The 19,162-nt window shown below is 60.3% G+C and carries 16 protein-coding genes; 7 read left to right on the plus strand and 9 right to left on the minus strand.

The features are described from left to right. Nucleotides 1-21 precede the first annotated feature (21 nt). From RHSP_RS11410 to RHSP_RS11420, 3 genes are all read left to right on the plus strand, one after another. A complete protein-coding gene (locus RHSP_RS11410; protein WP_004116588.1) occupies nucleotides 22-846 on the plus strand; it encodes an anti-sigma factor family protein in 825 nt (274 codons plus the stop codon). A gap of 99 nt (nucleotides 847-945) precedes the next feature. Further along, nucleotides 946-1,149, plus strand: a complete 204-nt coding sequence (locus RHSP_RS11415) for a hypothetical protein (protein ID WP_037151257.1) — start codon at nucleotides 946-948, stop codon at nucleotides 1,147-1,149. Between the two features lie 85 nt (nucleotides 1,150-1,234). Beyond that, complete coding sequence (locus tag RHSP_RS11420; RefSeq protein ID WP_004116595.1) at nucleotides 1,235-1,696, plus strand: GNAT family N-acetyltransferase; 462 nt, start codon at nucleotides 1,235-1,237, stop codon at nucleotides 1,694-1,696. A gap of 102 nt (nucleotides 1,697-1,798) precedes the next feature. On the opposite strand, the gene leuA is transcribed toward RHSP_RS11420, so the two are convergent. Together leuA and RHSP_RS11430 are read right to left on the minus strand one after the other, a co-directional pair. Next, entirely contained in the window at nucleotides 1,799-3,511 is a 1,713-nt protein-coding gene (gene leuA / locus RHSP_RS11425) for a 2-isopropylmalate synthase (protein WP_004116599.1), read from the minus strand. Between the two features lie 328 nt (nucleotides 3,512-3,839). Continuing rightward, complete coding sequence (locus RHSP_RS11430; protein ID WP_037151260.1) at nucleotides 3,840-5,024, minus strand: benzoate/H(+) symporter BenE family transporter; 1,185 nt, start codon at nucleotides 5,022-5,024, stop codon at nucleotides 3,840-3,842. Nucleotides 5,025-5,215: 191 nt separating this feature from the next. On the opposite strand from RHSP_RS11430, the gene RHSP_RS11435 reads away from it, so the two are divergent. After that, nucleotides 5,216-6,001 carry a DeoR/GlpR family DNA-binding transcription regulator gene (locus RHSP_RS11435; RefSeq protein ID WP_004116603.1) on the plus strand — a complete coding sequence of 262 codons (786 nt, stop codon included), beginning with the start codon at nucleotides 5,216-5,218 and terminating at the stop codon, nucleotides 5,999-6,001. Between the two features lie 22 nt (nucleotides 6,002-6,023). Next, a complete protein-coding gene (locus tag RHSP_RS11440) occupies nucleotides 6,024-7,214 on the plus strand; it encodes an MFS transporter (RefSeq protein WP_004116605.1) in 1,191 nt (396 codons plus the stop codon). A 292-nt stretch (nucleotides 7,215-7,506) separates the two neighbouring features. On the opposite strand, the gene RHSP_RS11445 is transcribed toward RHSP_RS11440, so the two are convergent. Next, the gene (locus RHSP_RS11445) at nucleotides 7,507-8,094 is read right to left on the minus strand and encodes an ATP-dependent Clp protease proteolytic subunit (protein WP_004116607.1); all 588 of its coding nucleotides are present in this window, start codon (nucleotides 8,092-8,094) and stop codon (nucleotides 7,507-7,509) included. 231 nt (nucleotides 8,095-8,325) lie between these two features. On the opposite strand from RHSP_RS11445, the gene RHSP_RS11450 reads away from it, so the two are divergent. Beyond that, entirely contained in the window at nucleotides 8,326-9,150 is an 825-nt protein-coding gene (locus RHSP_RS11450; protein WP_004116609.1) for a DUF2076 domain-containing protein, read from the plus strand. A 58-nt stretch (nucleotides 9,151-9,208) separates the two neighbouring features. Here the strand turns inward: RHSP_RS11450 and queF are convergent, their stop codons facing one another. Continuing rightward, nucleotides 9,209-9,673 carry a preQ(1) synthase gene (gene queF / locus RHSP_RS11455; protein WP_004116611.1) on the minus strand — a complete coding sequence of 155 codons (465 nt, stop codon included), beginning with the start codon at nucleotides 9,671-9,673 and terminating at the stop codon, nucleotides 9,209-9,211. A gap of 262 nt (nucleotides 9,674-9,935) precedes the next feature. On the opposite strand from queF, the gene bluB reads away from it, so the two are divergent. Then, the gene (gene bluB, locus RHSP_RS11460; RefSeq protein ID WP_004116612.1) at nucleotides 9,936-10,679 is read left to right on the plus strand and encodes a 5,6-dimethylbenzimidazole synthase; all 744 of its coding nucleotides are present in this window, start codon (nucleotides 9,936-9,938) and stop codon (nucleotides 10,677-10,679) included. Between the two features lie 39 nt (nucleotides 10,680-10,718). On the opposite strand, the gene RHSP_RS11465 is transcribed toward bluB, so the two are convergent. The 5 genes from RHSP_RS11465 to RHSP_RS11485 all read right to left on the minus strand — a co-directional run bounded on the left by RHSP_RS11465 (nucleotide 10,719) and on the right by RHSP_RS11485 (nucleotide 18,936). Then, the gene (locus tag RHSP_RS11465; protein ID WP_004116615.1) at nucleotides 10,719-11,354 is read right to left on the minus strand and encodes a glyoxalase superfamily protein; all 636 of its coding nucleotides are present in this window, start codon (nucleotides 11,352-11,354) and stop codon (nucleotides 10,719-10,721) included. 118 nt (nucleotides 11,355-11,472) lie between these two features. Further along, nucleotides 11,473-12,147: a TIGR02117 family protein gene (locus tag RHSP_RS11470; protein WP_004116618.1), complete on the minus strand. Its 675-nt coding sequence runs from the start codon at nucleotides 12,145-12,147 to the stop codon at nucleotides 11,473-11,475. Nucleotides 12,148-12,310: 163 nt separating this feature from the next. Then, nucleotides 12,311-14,500 (minus strand): anthranilate synthase, encoded by a 2,190-nt coding sequence (locus tag RHSP_RS11475; protein ID WP_004116622.1) that lies wholly within the window; start codon nucleotides 14,498-14,500, stop codon nucleotides 12,311-12,313. Between the two features lie 255 nt (nucleotides 14,501-14,755). Next, complete coding sequence (locus RHSP_RS11480) at nucleotides 14,756-16,279, minus strand: ABC-F family ATP-binding cassette domain-containing protein (protein ID WP_004116625.1); 1,524 nt, start codon at nucleotides 16,277-16,279, stop codon at nucleotides 14,756-14,758. A gap of 425 nt (nucleotides 16,280-16,704) precedes the next feature. Then, nucleotides 16,705-18,936 (minus strand): TonB-dependent hemoglobin/transferrin/lactoferrin family receptor, encoded by a 2,232-nt coding sequence (locus RHSP_RS11485; RefSeq protein ID WP_037151266.1) that lies wholly within the window; start codon nucleotides 18,934-18,936, stop codon nucleotides 16,705-16,707. Nucleotides 18,937-19,162 lie beyond the last annotated feature (226 nt).

The following is a 19,162-nucleotide window of genomic DNA, read 5'->3' on the forward strand; positions in this document are numbered from 1 at the left end:
GCATTGCAGGACATGAAGAAAATGCCGCTCGAAGTTCGCTTGTCCGCCCTCATGGACGGCGAAATGAGCCGTGACGAAAAGGAAGAGCTGGAAAAGCTGGTCGCCTCCGATCCCGAGGCCCGGCGGATTCTCGATGAATTGAGACATGGCTCCGATGTCGGCCGCAAGGCTCTCGACGAAGTGTTGAAAGAGCCGGTGCCCCTGGCGCTCGTGCGATCCATCAAGAGCGCTCAGGCTCCAAAGACGCGCGACCCTTCTCCCCGGCTCGCGCGACCGTCATTCAAGCTTGCGCCGACAGGCCGGCAGTCGCTTGCCGCGGCGCTGATTTTGTTCGTGCTCGGTGGCGGTATCGGCTACCTTTTCGGCATGCAGCCGGCCCAGGTGCCTGCAGCCAGCCCCCCTACCCAGGCGCAGATCGCGATGCGCAATTGGCTGGATGATATCGCGGCGTATCATCGCGTCTATTCGCGGCAATCGCGCCACATGGTCGAGTTGCAGGCCAGCGAACAGGATGAGATCAGCAAGTGGCTGTCGAGCACGGTCGGCGTGAAGTTCAATTTTCCGGATCTTGCCGCCGACGGCCTCGTCTTCCAGGGCGCCCGCATGTTCATCGCCAGCGGCAAGCCTGTGGGTCAGCTAATCTACAAGAATCTCGACGGGGACGTCGTCGCCATTTGTTTCACCAAGACAGACGGCGTGGCGAACAGCAACAATTTCGACGAAACCATCAAGGACGATGTCAGCATCGTCTCCTGGTACCGCGACGGCGCGACCTATGCCGTTGTCGGCCCATCCTCGGATGCTATGCTCGACCAGATCGCCAACAGAGTATCAGCCGAAATCTGATAGAGCGCCGCTCGCTTTACGGCTTGCGGCGACCCGCCGGCCGATGGATAATGCTATGCGATAATCGCACTGGATTGATATCCTCGCTGGAGTTTCAATATGTCCGACGTTCTGCTCACCATTCCGGAAATCGACAGACGCATAGCGGTGATCAGGGAAAATCTTCGCGAACTGATCGAACAGGCCACCGCCTTCTCCGGCGCGGCCGACGAAGAACGGACGTCGGAGCGCATCTCCGAGCAAGAGGAAGAGCTTGAGCGCCTGACGAAGCAGCGCGATGAGCTTGCCAATCAGAAGCCATGAATGCAGCGAGGACGGTGTCTCCGTCCTTCGGCGACGGCCAGCTTCAGCGCTGGCCGCGATTCTTCTCTACATGGACTAAAATGCAATGGCCGACGATTTTCTGATCCGATTCGTGACACCGCAAGACCATGAGCAGTGGCTTATCCTATGGGAAGGCTACAACAGGTTTTACGGGCGCTTCGAGGCAACAGCCCTTCCGGCCAATATCACGCAGATGACGTGGCAGCGCTTCTTCGATGCCTATGAACCCATGCACGCACTCGTGGCCGAAAGAAATGGCCGGCTGCTCGGGCTGTCGCATTATCTCTTCCACCGCAGCACCATAGCCGTCGAGCCAAGCTGCTACTTGCAGGATCTGTTCACCGACGAAACGGCGCGGGGAACGGGCATCGGATCGGCATTGATTGAAGCCGTTTATGCACAGGCCCGGCAGGCTGGCTCGCATCGCGTCTACTGGCAGACGCATGAAACGAACGCCAAGGCAATGCGCGTTTACGACAAGATCGCGGAGCGCTCCGGATTTGTCGTCTATCGCAAGTCATTGTGAAACGGCTACCCCGCCTACCAAACTGCTCGCCATAAGCAGAACGAAAAATCCCCCCGACGATATCGAGGGGATCGATTTTCACTGAATTTAGTGGATTGGATTTCAGCCCTTAGCAGCCTTGATATCGAGCACGCGGTTTGCGGCCGAAACGATCGCCTCAAGGGAAGCGGCGACAATGTTCGTATTGATGCCGGCACCGAAGAGCTTGCCGTCCGGATAGGAAACCTCGACATACGAAATCGCCGCCGCGTTGGAGCCATGCTGCAGCGAGTGCTCGGAATAGTCCTCGACGGACATCGAAACGCCGAGATAGATCGAAAGCGCGTTGATGAAGCCGTCGATCGGGCCATTGCCACGGCCTTCGATGCGTTTCGCCTCGCCATTGTCGGAAATCTCGGCCGCAACGATACGCTGACCCTTGTGTTCGGGATCGGCGAAAGTGTGATGATCGATAAAGCGAATCCGGCCTCCGGGCTGGGTGACATAACGCTCGATGAAATGCTCGTAGATGCGCTTGGACGGCAATTCCTTGCCTTCCTCGTCGGTAATGCGCTGGATCTCCTCGCGATATTCCACCTGGAGATTGCGCGGCAGGTTCAGCCCGTAGTCCTGCTGCATGATGTAAGCGATGCCGCCCTTGCCCGACTGCGAGTTGATGCGGATGATCGCCTCATAAGTGCGGCCGACATCCTGCGGGTCGATCGGCAGATAGGGCACTTCCCAAACCGGATCGTTGGCGACCTTCGCCGCCTTCATGCCCTTGTTGATCGCATCCTGATGCGAACCGGAGAAGGCGGTGTAGACCAGCTCGCCGACGTAAGGGTGACGCTCGCCGATCGCCATCTGGTTGGAATATTCGAAGACTTCCTTCATGCGCTCGATGTTCGAGCAATCCAGCTCCGGATCGACCCCTTGCGTGAACATGTTCAACGCCATGGTGACGACATCGACATTGCCTGTGCGCTCGCCATTGCCGAACAAGGTGCCTTCGACGCGGTCGGCACCGGCCATCAGCGCCAGCTCGGCGGCTGCGATGCCCGTGCCGCGGTCATTGTGCGGATGCAGGGAGATGATCAGATTTTCGCGATTGTCGAGGTTGCGGCACATCCACTCGATCTGGTCGGCATAGATGTTCGGCGTCGCCATTTCCACGGTGGACGGCAGGTTGATGATCAGCTTGTTGTCCGGCGTCGGCTTCATGACGTCGATGACCGCGTTGCAGATTTCCAGAGCCACATCCAGCTCAGTGCCGGTAAAGCTTTCCGGCGAATATTCGAAGCGGTAGCCGCCGCCAGCCTTGGCCGCCATGTCGCTGATCATCTTGGCTGCATCGACAGCGATCTGCTTGATGCCGTGCACGTCCTTGGCAAACACCACGCGGCGCTGCAATTCGCTGGTGGAATTGTAGAAATGCACGATCGGCTTGTTGGCGCCTTTCAGCGCCTCGAAGGTGCGGGTGATCAATTCCGGACGGCACTGCACCAGAACCTGCAACGATACGTCGGCAGGCACATTGCCCTGCTCGATGCACCAGCGGGCGAAGTCGAAGTCGGTCTGGGAGGCCGAGGGGAAGCCGATCTCGATTTCCTTGAAGCCCATATCCAGCAGCAACTGGAACATGCGCGCCTTGCGGTCGTGACCCATTGGATCGACGAGCGCCTGATTGCCGTCGCGCAGGTCGACCGAGCACCAGATCGGCGCCTTGGTGATGACCTTGGACGGCCAGGTCCGGTCGGGAATGTTGATCTGCGGATAAGCGCGGTATTTTACCGTCGCTTCGGGCATGCCTTTGGGGGAATGGCTGTTCGCGTCCATGGTCTCGTCTCTTCCTTTCCCGTCATTTTATCCCGCGTCTTAGCCGATCGCATGCGGCTTGGCGATGATAAATGCGGACCCTTTGCGGGTATGCTGTCGATTTTAGGGTAAGTCACGAGGAGCGATGGCCAGCGGGCTTTTCGGCCGCCGGGCGCTCCTCAACGGACCCGGCAACCGCGCGTAAGGCCGAGGAGAAGAAGCGAGGTAAGGGCGCGCGTATTGTCACGCAAGGCTACGCGCCCACGTGCAATCTGTTCGGAAATCTTTGCGCCAGTCAACTTCATGGCCGCGCTTATAGCCGCCGGATCGAAAAGAAGCAACCCCTTGGTCACGTCTTCAGCATCTGCACGCCGCGCGACAGCGCCAACATCAGCCCGCCCGCGATCAGCCCCCAGAAGGCGCCGGAAATCCCGCCGAAGGAAACGCCCGATGCCGTCACAAGAAACGTGATCGCGGCAGCCTCTCGCGATTCCGGCTGCTGAAACGCATTCAGCGCCGAATTCGACAGCGCACCGACAAGCGCCAGACCGGCGACGGCCTCGATCAGAATCGGCGGCGCAAGCGCGACGAAAGCCGTGACGGCGCTCGCAAGCAGGCCCAGAATGACGTAGCCGATGCCGGCGGTGATCGCCGCCCAATAGCGCCGTTTGGGATCGGCATGTGCATCCTGCCCGGCGCACATGGCGGCGGTAATGGCGGCAAGATTGACGGCATGACCGCCGAAAGGAGCGGCGAGAAGCGAGAATAGGCCGGTCACGGCAAACAGCGGCCCCGGCTTCGGATCGTAGTGATGCACCTTGAGCACGACGATGCCCGGTATGTTCTGCGAGGCCATCGTCACGATGAACAGCGGCAGCGCGATGGACACGATGCCGGCAAGCGTAAAGACCGGCTTTACGAATTCGACCGTCGGCAACAGCGAATGCTCGATCGAGCCAAGTGCGCCGTCCGGTATTTTCACGCCGAAGGCCAGAACGAGAGCAAAGGCAGCAAGGGCGGCCGGCACAGCCCAGAGCCTCTTGAACGCGCCGACGACGATCCAGGCAAGAATGATCGGCAGGCCGAAAGCCGGATTGAAGGCGATCGCCTTCACCGGCGCGAAGCAAAGACCGAGCAGAACGCCGGCGAGCATGGCATTGGCCAGCGGCGCCGGGATGGCGGCAACGGCACGGCCGAACGGGCGAAAGAGCCCGGCGATGACGATCAATATACCGCAGATGAGGAACGCGCCGACCGCCGCCGGAAAACCACCCTCGATCGCTCCACCGCTTGCGAGTAACGCCGCTCCGGGCGTCGACCAGGCAATGCTGATCGGCAATCTGGTCACCACGCTGAGCACAATGGCGCAAAGACCCATCGCAACAGAAAGCGCCATCAGGCCCGATGCTGCTTGCGCGTCCGTCGCGCCGACAACCTGCAGACCATGAAAGACGACTGCAAAGGAGCTGGCAAAGCCGACAAAGGCCGTGAGGCACCCCATGAAGAGGCTTTGGACGGAGAAGTCTTTGAGCATGGCGACGGAGACTCATAGGAAGAGCGATTGAACCCGCATGGAGCATTACAAGCGTCGGGCGTGCAAGTGCAGTTTCGAGGCAAAGTGGCGGCAGCGGCGATCAAGTCGATCGCCATATGCATCGTCATCGGCTCTAATCGTGCATAAACATGTAAATTGACTCTCTTGTTTACACACGATAATGAAAGTTTATGAGCAATTCACTTCCATTATCCCGCCGAGATGTCATCGAGGCACGGCTTGCAGAGGGACGGCAGATCGTCGCCGCATCGCTTGCCGTGGAGTTCAATGTTTCCGAGGACGCCGTGCGCCGCGATCTGCGGGCGCTGGCCGCAGAAGGCAAATGCCGGCGCGTCTACGGCGGCGCACTGCCTCTCCTGACGCCCTCGCAACCCATGTCCGCACGGATCGGACAGGAATCCGAGCGCAAACGGGCTTTGGCGCGCGCGGCCGTTGCGATGATCGAACCAGGGGAGTTTCTGTTTCTCGACAGCGGCAGCACGAACCTTGAGATCGTGGAACTGCTGCCGAAGAACCTGGAAGCGATGATCGCGACGAATTCCATCGACATAGCCGCCGCGGTCATGAAGCGCGGCGATATTCCGCTCGTGCTGATCGGCGGGGCGGTCAATCCCATTGTCGGCGGCAGCGTCGATGCTTCCGCGGTTGCCGCCGTCGAAGCCATGAACATCGGCCGCTGCTTTCTGGGCGTCTGCGCCATTTCGGCAAGAGGCGGCATCAGCGTGTACGAACATGCAGATGCGATCTTCAAACGGACGCTTCTTAGAAGAAGCGCAGCACGCATCGCGCTGATCACATCCGAGAAATTTCACGAACGCGCGCCGCACCGGATCGGCGGCGCTGCGGATATCGACTGGCTTGTTGTCGAGGATGACCTGCCTGGCGATGACGAGAAGGCGGCCATCGAAGCTGGTTTCTCGCTCCTGCGGCTGCGCGACGTCACTCCATCCTCCTAATCTCGAAAGACGAGGAACCATCATGCAATCCACCGATCGGCCGGAAACCCGGCTGGCAACACGCCTTGCCTTTCTGGTCGCGGGTTTTGCCCTCGCCTGCTGGGCGCCGCTCGTCCCATTCGCCAAGGATCGTCTTGGCGTCGATGACGGCGTGCTCGGTATGCTGCTGCTTTGCCTGGGGCTCGGTTCCGTCGCTGCAATGCTTGCCACCGGCATGTTGAGCGCGCGCTACGGCAGCAAGCCGATCATCATCGCGGGCGGCTTGGGCCTTGCGCTCATCTTGCCGACCTTAACCGTGGCCAGCACGCCCTTCACCCTCGGTATCGCGCTCGCGGCTTTCGGCGCCTGCCTGGGATCGCTGGATGTTGCCATGAACATTCACGCCGTCGAAGTCGAAAAAGGCGCGGACCGACCGTTGATGTCCGGCTTCCATGCGCTGTTCAGCATCGGCGGCTTCATCGGCTCCCTGGTCGTCACGCTCCTCCTGTCCGCCAAGGCCGGTCCGCTCGTCGCCACGCTGCTATGTTCGGCCGTGATGATCGTCGCCATGGTCGCCGCTTGGCCGCGGCTGCTGCGCACCGTCCAAGCGGAGGATGCGCCGCTCTTTGTCATGCCCCGCGGCTTCGTGCTGCTGCTTGCGGCTCTTGCCGCCATCACCTTCCTCGTCGAAGGCGCCATCCTCGACTGGAGCGCCCTGCTCCTCACCACTCAAGGGAGGGTCGATGCAAGCCATGGCGGTCTCGGCTACATGCTGTTCGCGGTCGCGATGACAATGGGTCGCCTGGGCGGCGATGCCGTCACCGCCAGGTTCGGAGACAAGGCGATCATGCTATGGGGCGGCGTGGTCGCGATAGCGGGTTTTGCCATCCTTCTCCTCAGCCCGATCGCGATAATTGCCATGAGCGGCTTCCTGCTGATCGGCCTCGGCGCCTCCAACATCGTCCCGGTTCTTTTCCGCAAGGGCGGCGCGCAGAAAGTCATGCCGGCTGGCCTGGCGGTCGCGGCGATCACCATGACCGGCTATGCAGGCGTCCTGGTCGGCCCGGCCGGCGTTGGCTTCGCCGCGGATCATCTGGGCCTGCCCGGCGCCTTCTGGTTGCTGGCCCTATTGCTCTGCGTCGCGCCACTCTGCGCCGGCACCGTGACCCGCAATCGAGATCAGGAAGAAGGAGAGGCAGATGCGCCTCGCTCATACGGCTCCATGGACGCCTGAATCGGCACTGCGGCGGCGTTCCGGGGGCCATTTCGGTGTGACGGTCGGCAAGCCAGATCGTACCTGCAACCGGCCTCGGACATCCCTCTAGAGCAGCGGCAATCTTTCGAGTTCGCCACCTCCGGAAACGTTGCACCCTCTCGAGTGGCGAAGGCTGGCGACGGATTTTTCCGTCGCCAGCTTATTTCTTCCGATCAAAGCCGATCCGGATCGAAAACCTCAAAAAGCAAAACGCCCCCGCCTGCCGTCTGGCAAGCGAAGGCGCTCGAAGCAATCGGCAAAACCCGCTAGGTCAGATATCCGCCTGCGAGGTCACGATGCGCGAGACGAGGCCGTAGGACTTGGCTTCCTCGGCGGAGAGCCAATAGTCGCGGTCCGTATCCTTCGCGATGCGCTCGACGGGCTGGCCGGTGGCTTCCGAGAAGATCTTGTTCAGGCGCTCGTTCATCTTGATGATTTCGCGGGCCTGGATTTCGATATCGGAGGCCATGCCGCGCGTGCCGCCGGACGGTTGGTGCAGCAGGAAGCGCGTGTTCGGCAGGCAGATGCGGCGCTCCTTCGGAGCGGCGACATAGATCAGCGCGCCGGCGGAAGCGACCCAGCCCGTGCCGATCATCCAAACCTTCGGCTTGATGAACTTGATCATGTCGTGAATGGAATCGCCGGATTCGACATGGCCGCCAGGCGAATTCACATAGATGCGGATATCGTCGTCGCTGGCGGCGGCAAGCGCTACGAGCTGCGAGCACACCTTCTGCGCCAGCTCCTGGGTGATGCCGCCATAGATGAAGATCGAACGCGACTTGAAAAGATTCGCCTCCGCGTCCTTGCCCAAAGGCAGCTCGGTCTTCTTGTCTTCCTGTTCGTCTTCGTCGTTCATTCAACTCTCCAGCATGATGCGTCGTTCACCGCACATAGTGCGACTCAATGCGTAAAACAATGCTGGAAAAAGACAAGGCGGGAATAGCGGCTGACAACATGGTGTTATGGTTGCGGATTACCGAAATGTAACTTGAAAGGCTTTGAAAAGCCGAGATTGGATCCTACGTCAGGTCAGCGCGAGAGGAATCGCGCCCCGAATTTGCAGCAACAGATTGCCAAGGAGGCCATCATGTCGCCTGAAGAACGTCAATTGCTCGCCTCTCTCTTCGATCGCGTGCGCACCGCTTCCAGTACCCAGCGCGACGCCGATGCAGAGACCTTCATCAACCAGTCGGTTCGCGACCAGCCCTATGCGCCCTATTTCCTGGCGCAGGCCGTCATCATGCAGGAACAGGGCATGAAGGCTGCGGCCGATCGCATCCAGCAGCTCGAAGCGCGTGTGCACGAACTCGAGCAGCAGAACGCCCAAGCCAATCAGCCGCAGGGCCAGAGCGGCGGTTTCCTCGGCGGAATAGGCTCGCTCTTCGGCGGCGGCCAGCAACAGCAGCGTTCGCCCGCGCCGCAGGCCGCCAGCCCGCAGCAGCAGGGTCGCCTCTATGACGATTATGCCCGCAATGCCCCGCAACAGCAGCCCGGCCCATGGGGCGGCCAGCCGCAACCACAGCCATCCGGCCCCTGGACCCAACAGGCCGCGGCTCCTTCCGCCGGCGGCAGCTTCCTGCGCGGCGCGCTCGGCACTGCAGCCGGCGTGGCCGGCGGCGTGATGCTGGCGGAATCGCTCTCCAGCCTCTTCAGCCCGCATCTCGGCGGCACAGGCGGCGGTCTCTTTGGCGGCAATGCCGGCAGCGGCCTCTTCGGAGGCACGGCAGCCAACGCAGCCGAACAGCCGGTGCAGGAAACCATCATCAACAACAACTATTTCGGCAACGGCGATAATAGCGATCAGAATGATCAGAGCGCGGCCGATTACGCCCAGGATGCTGCCCAGGACGCTGAGGACGACGCCAATGACGATTCGTTCGACAACAGCGACGACGACAGCTCGTTTGCCTGAGCCGAAACCGCTATAGACCTTGCAAAAAGCCGCCATCCTCGGATGGCGGCTTTTTCATTCAGCCTCGGCCGCGATAGGGCTGAACGCCCTGATCCGGCAGCCAGACGCCTTCCGGCGGCTTGCCGGTCTGCCAGAAAACATCGATCGGGATGCCGCCGCGCGGATACCAGTAGGCGCCGATGCGCAGCCACTTCGGCTCCAGCAGCTCCACCAGACGCTTGGCGATGTAGATCGAGCAATCCTCGTGGAAGGCACCATGATTGCGGAAGGAATGAAGGAAGAGCTTCAGCGACTTCGATTCCACCAGCCATTCGTTCGGGACATAGTCGATGACGATATGGGCAAAATCCGGCTGTCCCGTCATCGGGCAAAGCGAGGTGAATTCAGGCGCGGTGAAGCGCACGACATAGTCCGTGCCGGCATGGCCCGCCGGCACTTTTTCCAGAACGGCGGATTCGGGGTTGGCAGCCGTTTCCGTTTGGCTGCCAAGCATCGACAGGCCGGACACATCGGTTTTTGGCATCTCAGGTCTCCTTGATCATTTTGACGCAGATCCCACGGGCTTCCCTGCCCCCCGGCTCCACATGAATGGTTATTTCGGCACCCGCATGGATCGCCCTTGTGGCGTCTTCAAGGCGATTGGGCAGCTGTTATACGTTGGCCCAAGAAAAGCCGCACTGTAAATGCCGTTTGCGATCCGACGCTAAGCTGTGCTTCAGCCCGATATGCGAGGATGGACAGCATCGACCGACGAACCATCACTATCTACGAAACCATGGTTGAACATGCCTATCTTTGAAAATCCCGCCGGCACCTCTGCAGCTTCGCTGGCCAATGCCCCTGCCAACACCGCGGATCATCTGGTTGCAGCCGGCGCCTTTACCGAAGAAGAACGCAATGCCGTGTACCGCGCCATCGAAACGCGACGCGACGTTCGCGACCAGTTCCGGCCCGATCCCCTGCCCGATGACCTCGTCAGGCGCCTGCTCGAGGCGGCCCACTCCGCCCCATCCGTCGGCTTCATGCAGCCGTGGAACTTCGTTCTCATCCGCCAGGGCGAGACGCGCGAACGCGTGTGGCAAGCATTTCATCAGGCCAACGAAGAAGCCTGCCGGATGTTCGAGGGTGATCGCCGCGCGCAATATCAGCGGCTGAAGCTGGAAGGCATCCGCAAGGCGCCGCTCAGCATCTGCATCACCTGCGACACCAAACGCGGCGGTCCGGTCGTGCTCGGTCGTACCCATAATCCGGATACCGATGTCTACTCGACCGTCTGCGCCGTCCAAAATCTCTGGCTTGCCGCACGGGCCGAAGGCGTCGGCGTCGGCTGGGTCAGCATCTTCCACGAGGATGCCATCAAGGCGATCCTTGGCATACCCGAGCACGTGAAGATCGTTGCTTGGCTCTGTGTCGGCTATGTCGACGAGCTCTACGACATGCCGGAGCTCGCCGTGAAGGGATGGCGCGATCGCCTGCCGCTCGACAAGCTTGTCTTCGAGGAAGGCTGGCAGGATTGCGAGGATATGTAAGGGTGGCCGCTTTGCGGCAACCCTCGATAGATCAAAGTGTTACGACCTGAACGTAACAAACGAGATCACGTTGCCATCCGGATCGCGCACGTGAAAATCAGTGCCACCCCAGGCCTGCTTCATCAGCGGCTGTGCGAACTCAACATCCCTCTGCTTGAACTCCTCGAACAACCCCTGGACATTCGAGACCTCGATAGAGGCGAGGATGAGCGATTTTTCCTTCGCCGCAGCGGCGGCAAAATAGGGCACATAGACGAGCCGCAGGTGAATCCAGATACCATCGCGCGACACCGCTCCATAGAACGGCGGCGATCCATGCAGGAAATCCTCTGAGAAACCCAGCTTCTCCCTGAAGAAGGCCGCACTCGCAGTCACATCCCGCACGAAAAGGATAGGAATGATGCTCTTGAAAACCGGCGGCTCCGCTGATGCGGGCGGCATCTTCGGCGCATCAGCCGCCACAACCTTCAACTCGGCCCAGCTCTTGTGCCCGACCTCGACCGCAACGATCTCCTGCGCCAATGAGAGAGGGAACTTCATCGCCAGGATCTCGCGATCCGTCAGCTCCTTGAAACGATCGAGCGTTCGCACTCTTCCGCCAATGGAATAGTCACGCTCACGGTGCCAGCGCATCAAGAGCTTCGCTTGTTTACGGTAGGTATCGAGGGTTGGCATAGGCAGACTCCTGCTGAATGATATCAGCGGGCAGGCCTAGCCCTTTCGGCCCGATGCCGATGTGCCCCACAGGAACGACGCAAAGATTAGGATACAACCGGAAGCAAGTCAAACCACCTCAAGGCAAGGTATGGCTTGCCGCAAAGCGCCCATCCTCATTATGCAGACGCAAGGACATTCGCAACATCCAAGGCAGCGACGTCCAGAGGCCTGAGGTCAATCCCGCCTGCCTCAGCCCGGCAGCCGTCCAGGTATTGCATCCCATCAGCGCGTTGAAATAGCCCCGTGCTTCGAAGAACGCATCGCTTGGTCCGTAATTGCTGCCAGGCAAGGATATCGGGCCACTGTCGGAGCGATCAAAGCTGGCGAGAATGAATTGCTTGAGCCGCTCCAATCCCTCGGCGTCGATGCTAATCACGGTGACGGCTGGAGCATCCAGCGGAGTATCACCCGCCAGCTCTGCATGGATGACGGAGCGGTCCAGCGTGAAGCTCTTCAGGACAGGATCCGCCTTCAAATCGGCCCATGTCTTCGTCTCGATATAGAAGCTGCGGCCACCCCAGCCGAAAACGAAATAGCGCAGGTTTGGGTTGTCGAGATCGAGCCCGGCGGTCCGCAGGAATGCGAAACGGCTCAGGAGGTCGCCATCGACGGGAATGGCAATATCCGTGTGGATGGGATTGCTGAGCATGAGGATTTGCTGTGAGCGCTCGGCTTTTCCAACCGGCTCGTCATGCCAGAGCGGCCGCGGTACGACGATGCCGATGCCGACCACCGTCAAGACGGTAAGCATGGCGAAGAAACCGCCCTTGAGTATCCTTGAAATCACCGAACAAAGGCCCCGCCGACATTGAATGTCTTCCGTGGCTTGTTGGCTCTTTCAAGGCAAAAGCGCCCCCACGCACTCTTTCCGAGTACATGGGGGTATCGAAACTTTGGGACTATAAGCTCTCGCGTCAGGCAGCCTTCGTCTTCACCCGTCGCGCCAGGTGCGCCACGACATTCTCGATCATCCGCATGCCGGCATCGCCGCCGAGCGTCATGATCGATTCCGGGTGGAACTGCACGGCCGCGATCGGCTCCTTCACATGCTCGATACCCATGATCGTGCCGTCTTCGCTCTCGGCCGTGATCATGAAGTCGCGCGGCAAGCTCGACGGATCGGCAAAGATCGAGTGATAGCGGCCGACCGTCACCTCGCGCCCGAGGCCGGAGAAAACCAGGCCCGGCTCCAGCACACGGATGCGCGAAGGCTTGCCATGCATCGGGATCGCCAGATGACGCAGCTCACCGCCATAGGCTTCGGCAAGCGCCTGTAGACCCAGGCAGACGCCGAAGATCGGCAGGTTTCGCGCCCTCGCCTTCTTGATCGTCGCCTTGCAATCGAAATCCTTCGGATTGCCGGGACCCGGCGACAGCACGACGAGATCCGGATCGAGCCGGTCGAAGACTTCTTCCGGCACCGGCGTACGCACGGTCGAGACCGTCGCGCCCGTCTGGCGGAAATAATTGGCCAGCGTATGGACGAAGCTGTCTTCATGGTCGACGAGCAGGATCTTCACGCCCTTGCCGACGGAAGCGACGTCACGTTGCTGTTTGCCGGAATTGCCGGTCTTGGCATCACGGATAGCGGAAAGCATGGCGGAGGCCTTCAGTTCAGTTTCGGCTTCTTCTTCCTCGGGGATCGAATCGTTGAGCAACGTCGCGCCGGCCCGCACCTCGGCAATGCCGTCCTTGATGCGAACGGTGCGCAGCGTGAGACCGGTGTTCATGTCGCCATTGAAGCCGACCATGCCGATCGCGCCTCCATACCAGGCGCGCGGGCTTTTCTCGTGGTTTTCGATGAAACGCATCGCCCAGAGCTTCGGCGCGCCGGTGACGGTAACGGCCCAGGCGTGGCTGAGGAAGCCGTCGAAAGCATCCATATCATCGCGCAGGCGGCCTTCGATATGGTCGACCGTGTGGATGAGCCGCGAATACATCTCGATCTGGCGGCGGCCGATGACCTTCACCGAACCCGGTTCGCAGACGCGGCTCTTGTCGTTGCGGTCGACGTCGGAGCACATGGTCAGCTCGGATTCGTCCTTCTTGGAATTCAGGAGCTTCAGGATCTGCTCGCTGTCGGCAATCGGATCGTCGCCGCGCTTGATGGTGCCCGAGATCGGGCAGGTCTCGATGCGGCGGCCGGAAACGCGCACGAACATCTCGGGCGATGCACCGACCAGATATTCCTGATTGCCGAGATTGATGAAGAAGGAATAGGGCGACGGATTGATCGCCTTCAGGCGCTTGGAAATGTCTGATGGTTTGCTGTCGCAGCGCTCCATGAACTTCTGGCCGGGCACGACTTCGAAAAGATCGCCCTTGCGGAAGCTCTCCTTCGCCTTGACGACCAGCTCGGCATACTCACCCGGGCGATGGTCGCTCTTCGGCGGAATGGCGTCGGTATGGCGGAACGGCTTGGGCGCGATCTCGCCGGACTTGCCTTCCGTCGATTGGCCGTCCTTGGCGAAGTCGTAGCGGTCGATCCAGGCCTTGGCGGAATAGTTGTCGACCACCAGAATCTCGTCCGGCAAGTAGAGTACCATGTCGCGCTGATCGTTCGGGCGCTCAAGCTTCAGGTTGATGGCGTCGAACTGGAAGGCCAGATCGTAGCCGAAGGCGCCATAGAAGCCGATGCTGGAATCAGCTTGGGAATAGAACAGTTCGGTCACCGCACGCAGCACGGTGAACACCGTCGGCATCTTAGAGCGCTCTTCCTCGGTGAAGACGCGGTCCGGCGTCTTCACCGTGAGATCAAGCCGGCGCGGCGTCGAAGCGCCGAGAACGACTTCGGAAACCGTCTTCAGCTTCTCCGCGATTAAGCCGAGGATAACTTCACCGCGCTCGTTATAAGCTTCGATCCACACATCGCGTCCATTGCAGGAAAGACCGAGCGGCGGGTCGACGATGGCGGTATCCCAACGTGTGTAGCGGCCAGGATATTCGTAGTTGGAGGAGAAGACCGCGCCGCGGCGCTCGTCGAGCTTGTCGATATAGGACGATACGGCATCCGCATAAGGCGTCGGCCGGCGCTGCCGGGTGACGGTAATGCCGCCCTTCGTCTCATAGATTTCCGCACCATCATCCCGAAGGATCGTTACCATTGTTCCTCACTCCGTTGTCAGGCCCGGATGACAGGCGGCCAATATAACAAAAAAGCCGCCTCGAAATCTCGGGCGGCTCACTCGTCGTCTTTGAACACGATTGGTCGAGGCCGCCTCAGCGCGCCCACCACCAAACTGCAGTGTTGTTCAAGGACATGTTCATGGCGGGAATTGTTAGCGTGAGATGCTGCGATGCGCAAGCCGCAATCTCGACAACGGGCAGAAACGATTTTGCGTCGCTGCCCATTCCTTATCCTAGTCTTGCGTTCTGGCCGCTTCGAAGAACTCCTCCGGACCATCCACTTCGACCAGCCGCTTCCGGTCGATGAGCCAGAAGCGATTGCCGACCGAGCGCACGAAACTGCGGTCATGGGAAACGAGCAGGCAGCTTGCCTCGCCTTCCGTCAACTCTTCCTCCAGCGCCTCCTGGCCGTCGATATCCAGATGGTTGGTCGGCTCGTCCAAGAGATAGAAGTTGGGATTGGTGAGCCGCAGCACCAGCATGGCAAGCCGCGCCTTCTGCCCGCCGGACAGACGGCCGATCTCCTTCCCCTGCATCTCGATGCCGATTCCGACGCCGGCAAGCACGGTGCGGGCACGCTGCTCGCCGAGCTCGAACAGGCGCGTGATCATCCCAAGCGGCGTGTCGTTCTGGCCGAGATTGGAGAGCGCCTGGTCGCTATAGCCGAGCACAAGCGACGGCGTCGGCTTGATCGCTCCACCGCCAGACGGATCGGCGATGGCCCTGCGGATCATCTCCACGAAGCGTGTCTTGCCGGCGCCATTCCGCCCAAGCAGCACGATGCGATCGCCCTGGCAAATCCACTGCTGGCCGGTCTTGAGCAAAAGCGTACCGTCTGGCGTCGTCACGGCGGCATCCTCCAGCGTCAGAAGTACCTTGGCCTGGATGCCGCGATTGGCGAGCTTGATCGAGCCGGAAGAGCGTTCGCGGTAGCCCGGCCTCGCGCTGTCCTCTAGCTTCTCGGCCCGCGCCTTCAACTGCTTCGTCTTGACGGTCAGCAGATCGCTGCCGGAATTGACGCCCAGATTATAGAGCTTGGCCGCCTGCTTGCGCAGCTGCTGCGCCGTCTTCATCTCCTTCTGGTAACGACGCTCGTCCGAGGCATCGACCTCATCCAGCGCCATCCGCGCCCGGCTATAGGGCAGCGCATAGCTCTGCGGCTGCTCCTGACGCAGGAAAAGCGTCCGGTTGCAAACGGCATCGAGGAAGGCGCGGTCGTGGCTGGCGATGATCACGGGCACGTCACGCGGCAATGCATTCAGCCAATCCTCCAGCAGCGCGATCTTGGCGAGATCGAGGTGGTTCGTCGGCTCGTCCAGTAGCAGCACGTCGGGCTCCGTCACCCATACGCGGGCAAGCATGGCAAGCCGCTGCCAGCCGCCGCTGAGCTGGGCAAGCGCCCTCTCCCGCATCGCCGCCGGCACTGCCAATGAATCGAGCGTGACATCGACGCGCCAGCTTTCGCTCGCGATCTGCTCCTTCGGCAGCGCGCAGAGAACGGCATCGTAGAAGGAAACTTCCAGCAGGTTCGCCGGCACATTCTGCTCGACGTAACCGACGCGGAGACCGCGGGCGCGGGTAATATCGCCGGTCGTCGGCTCCTGCCTGCCCGCTAGGCAGTTGAGCAGCGTGGTTTTTCCGCGTCCGTTCGCGGCCACGATGCCGACGCGATCACCGGCATCGACGGTGAAGTTGAGATTGGAAAACAAAGGCGCACTCATGGTGACGCCGAGATTGCGGAGGTTGATCAGAGCCATGGTCTTTTCCGGTCTTGCTCGAGCATTCCTTAGACATCGCCGCCGGCTCCTCTTGCCGCGCTGCAGATGCGGTTGGCCATATGCCGGCCAATGCTCGAAAACATGTCATGACGCGGCCGCGCAAAAGCGTGAGCCTGCGTCTCCCAAAAGGGCAGACCAGAAGAAGTGAGTGAGTGACAGCCTCTGATCAGCCCTGCAAACGCATCTGCAGGGCACGATTCGGACCGAACTGGCGAATATGCCAGACTATCTTTGTCACACGGTCCTCCTCTCTTTTCTCTCAATAGGCTTAAAGACTGCGCATCTCCCATAACACCGGAGGATACGATTTGCAATTGCACAAGCCGTCCGACACCACCCTAAAAAGAGCAAGAAGAGGCGACGCCGAAGCATCGCCCCTAAGCTTGCTGCGCCGATGAAACCGCTTAGAACCGCTGGGTCAGCGTCAGCTTGAAGGTCCGGCCGGGCTCGGAATAGTAGGCCGCGGGCTGGGTTTGCGTGCCGCTGTAAGATGGAGAATTGAGCGAGTCGTAGTAGGTTTTGTTGAAGATGTTGTAGATACCGCCGCGGATGGTGAGCCCCTTCACCGGCTCCGGCTCCCACCAGCCCGTCAGATCGAAGATGCCGTAGCCGGGCGCGCGCAAGGTATCGCCCGTCTTTTTCGGCTCGCTGGTCGCGGTGACGAAGGTCAGGTCCGTTCCCCAGACTTCGGTGGCGTAGCCGACCGTGAAGGCCGCCTTTGCCGGAGCAACGGAGTCGATCCATTGGCCGGTGTCGGAGTCCTTGCCGTTGACATAGGCAAGAGCGCCCTTGATGTGCATGCCGTTGTCGAACGTCTTGTGCGCGTTCATCTCGACACCGTACATGCGGACATTGGCACGATTGAAGTATTCGGTAATGCCAAGCGGATAGGTGCCGGTCGGATCGTTCGACCGCGACGTGTCGATGAAGTTCCTGTACTTATTGTAGAAGACGCCGACATGGCCGCCGAAATCGTCGTCGCCGAGATTGGTGCCGATTTCGATGCCGTTGCTGGTTTCGGGCTTCAGGTTGGGGTTGCCGTAGCTGACATAGCCGCCGGGCACGCCGTAGTTCACATAGAGTTCGCTGACGTTGGGCGCTCGGAAAGCCATGGCCCACTGCGCGTAAAGCTCGATATTGTCTTGCGGCTGATACGAAGCGCGCAGCTTCGGCGAGATGCGGCTGTCCGACTGGCCGGCAGGCAGGCCCTGATAGTTGGCGCTGTCGCGGAAGGCGGCCGTGTTCTTCGGCGAGTAGTCATACCAGTCGAAGCGCAGGCCCGGCGTCAGCGAGAAGCCGCTGGAGCCGAATTCGATCTTGTCGTCGATGAAAGCGCCGACGCGCTTGCTGTCCACATCGGGCATGTCGGACTGGTTGGTATGCAGGAACGAGCAAGAGAAGGCCCAGCGCGGATTGGCGCAACTATCCTTGCCGGCCGAATACTGATGCACCTTGCCGAAAGACGTATCGAGACCGAAGGTGACCTTGTGATGCAGGCTGCCGGTGTCGAACGACTTCGACGCGTTGCCGCTAAAGCCGATGCTGCGGTTCTCCATTTCGTTGCGGCGCCAATAGTCGCCGATAACGGAGGTGTAACGGTAGCCTTTGACACCGTTTTCACGCAGGAGATTCTGCCAATAGAAAACGGCATTGGCGGTCTCGAGGAGAGAATCGGCGCTCTCTGCTTCATACTTGTAATCGAGCGAGATGCGATTGCGCTCTACGTTGTCGGTCTGATCGTAGTTGCCGGGCCGGAAGTTGCCGGTCGGGCTCTGCAGATGCATCGCATCGATCGTCTTGTCTTTGTTGTAATGCTCCGCCGTGATGCCGAATGTGCCGATATCGGTATATTGGCGGATTTTGAAGAGGCCGCTCTTCTGATTGTAGTCGGCCGGATCCGCCTCCGTGCGCTTGGTCGAATAGCCGCCGATATCGCCGTTGTTCTCAAGCTCGTGACCACGCGTATAGCCACCCTCGAAAAGAACGGCAGTATTGTCGATGCGCTTGGCAATCGCCGCCGACCCGCCGATGCTCCGGTCATCGCCATTATAGCCGAACTTGAAGACGCCGCCCCAGTTAGAACCGGGCGCGATCAGATCCTCGGGCTCCAGCGTGCGCAGCACGAAGGCGCCGCCGAGAGCCCTCGAACCGCCGCGGCTGGAATCGGCACCACGTACGATGTCGACACTGGAAAGCGCGTTGAAATCGAAGCTGTTGATACCGCCTTTGGCATCGCGGGAGGCGTCGAGCAGATAGGGGATTTCGATGCCGTCGACCGTCGTCAGGACACGATCGTCGCCAAGACCGCGAATGTTGACGCCACCCGTGGTGCGATTGAAGCCAACGCCGACCTCGGTGCTCCGACCGAGATCCTCGACACGCGTGATCTGCTTGTCGTCGATTTCCTTTGCCGTCGTCTCGCTCGCGGTCGGAGAGTCGGCGAGCACATCCTGCGTCGCCTTGGCCTTACCCTTGACGACGATCGGCTTCAGATTGGTCACACGATCGCCCTTGGCAGTCTCGCCCGTTGCCGCGTCGTTCTGGGTTGTTGTTTGCGCAAAAGATGTCGTCGCCAGCGCAAGGGCGAAAAACGCAGTGCATGCCAAGAGGGTCGAGCGGTAGCGCCGGACAACCATAACCATTCCTTTCGAATTGCTTCACCGGGCTGGCTGGTTGCTGCATCGGAAGCAGACAAGGGGCTGGCTGGGTAGGTTTTGTTAACAGGACGGAAATATTCCGCCTTCTTTCTGCCGCATAGAAAACATGAGTATTATTGTCAATATATTCGGCGCAAATAATCATGAATAAAATTATCATGTTTAAAGCCAAACCGAGAAAGTTGCTGAATTGCAACGAAACGAC

It is taken from the genome of Rhizobium freirei PRF 81, assembly GCF_000359745.1.
GTDB classification, from domain to species: Bacteria; Pseudomonadota; Alphaproteobacteria; order Rhizobiales; family Rhizobiaceae; genus Rhizobium; species Rhizobium freirei.

Excerpts from the sequence above, each read along its gene's own strand:
- RHSP_RS11410 (WP_004116588.1), top strand. The coding sequence starts at position 22 with ATGCCGCTCGAAGTTCGCTTGTCCGCCCTCATGGACGGCGAAATGAGC.
- RHSP_RS11415 (WP_037151257.1), top strand. The coding sequence starts at position 946 with ATGTCCGACGTTCTGCTCACCATTCCGGAAATCGACAGACGCATAGCG.
- RHSP_RS11420 (WP_004116595.1), top strand. The coding sequence starts at position 1,235 with ATGGCCGACGATTTTCTGATCCGATTCGTGACACCGCAAGACCATGAG.
- leuA (WP_004116599.1), bottom strand. The coding sequence starts at position 3,511 with ATGGACGCGAACAGCCATTCCCCCAAAGGCATGCCCGAAGCGACGGTA.
- RHSP_RS11430 (WP_037151260.1), bottom strand. The coding sequence starts at position 5,024 with ATGCTCAAAGACTTCTCCGTCCAAAGCCTCTTCATGGGGTGCCTCACG.
- RHSP_RS11435 (WP_004116603.1), top strand. The coding sequence starts at position 5,216 with ATGAGCAATTCACTTCCATTATCCCGCCGAGATGTCATCGAGGCACGG.
- RHSP_RS11440 (WP_004116605.1), top strand. The coding sequence starts at position 6,024 with ATGCAATCCACCGATCGGCCGGAAACCCGGCTGGCAACACGCCTTGCC.
- RHSP_RS11445 (WP_004116607.1), bottom strand. The coding sequence starts at position 8,094 with ATGAACGACGAAGACGAACAGGAAGACAAGAAGACCGAGCTGCCTTTG.
- RHSP_RS11450 (WP_004116609.1), top strand. The coding sequence starts at position 8,326 with ATGTCGCCTGAAGAACGTCAATTGCTCGCCTCTCTCTTCGATCGCGTG.
- queF (WP_004116611.1), bottom strand. The coding sequence starts at position 9,673 with ATGCCAAAAACCGATGTGTCCGGCCTGTCGATGCTTGGCAGCCAAACG.
- bluB (WP_004116612.1), top strand. The coding sequence starts at position 9,936 with ATGCCTATCTTTGAAAATCCCGCCGGCACCTCTGCAGCTTCGCTGGCC.
- RHSP_RS11465 (WP_004116615.1), bottom strand. The coding sequence starts at position 11,354 with ATGCCAACCCTCGATACCTACCGTAAACAAGCGAAGCTCTTGATGCGC.
- RHSP_RS11470 (WP_004116618.1), bottom strand. The coding sequence starts at position 12,147 with ATGCTTACCGTCTTGACGGTGGTCGGCATCGGCATCGTCGTACCGCGG.
- RHSP_RS11475 (WP_004116622.1), bottom strand. The coding sequence starts at position 14,500 with ATGGTAACGATCCTTCGGGATGATGGTGCGGAAATCTATGAGACGAAG.
- RHSP_RS11480 (WP_004116625.1), bottom strand. The coding sequence starts at position 16,279 with ATGGCTCTGATCAACCTCCGCAATCTCGGCGTCACCATGAGTGCGCCT.
- RHSP_RS11485 (WP_037151266.1), bottom strand. The coding sequence starts at position 18,936 with ATGGTTGTCCGGCGCTACCGCTCGACCCTCTTGGCATGCACTGCGTTT.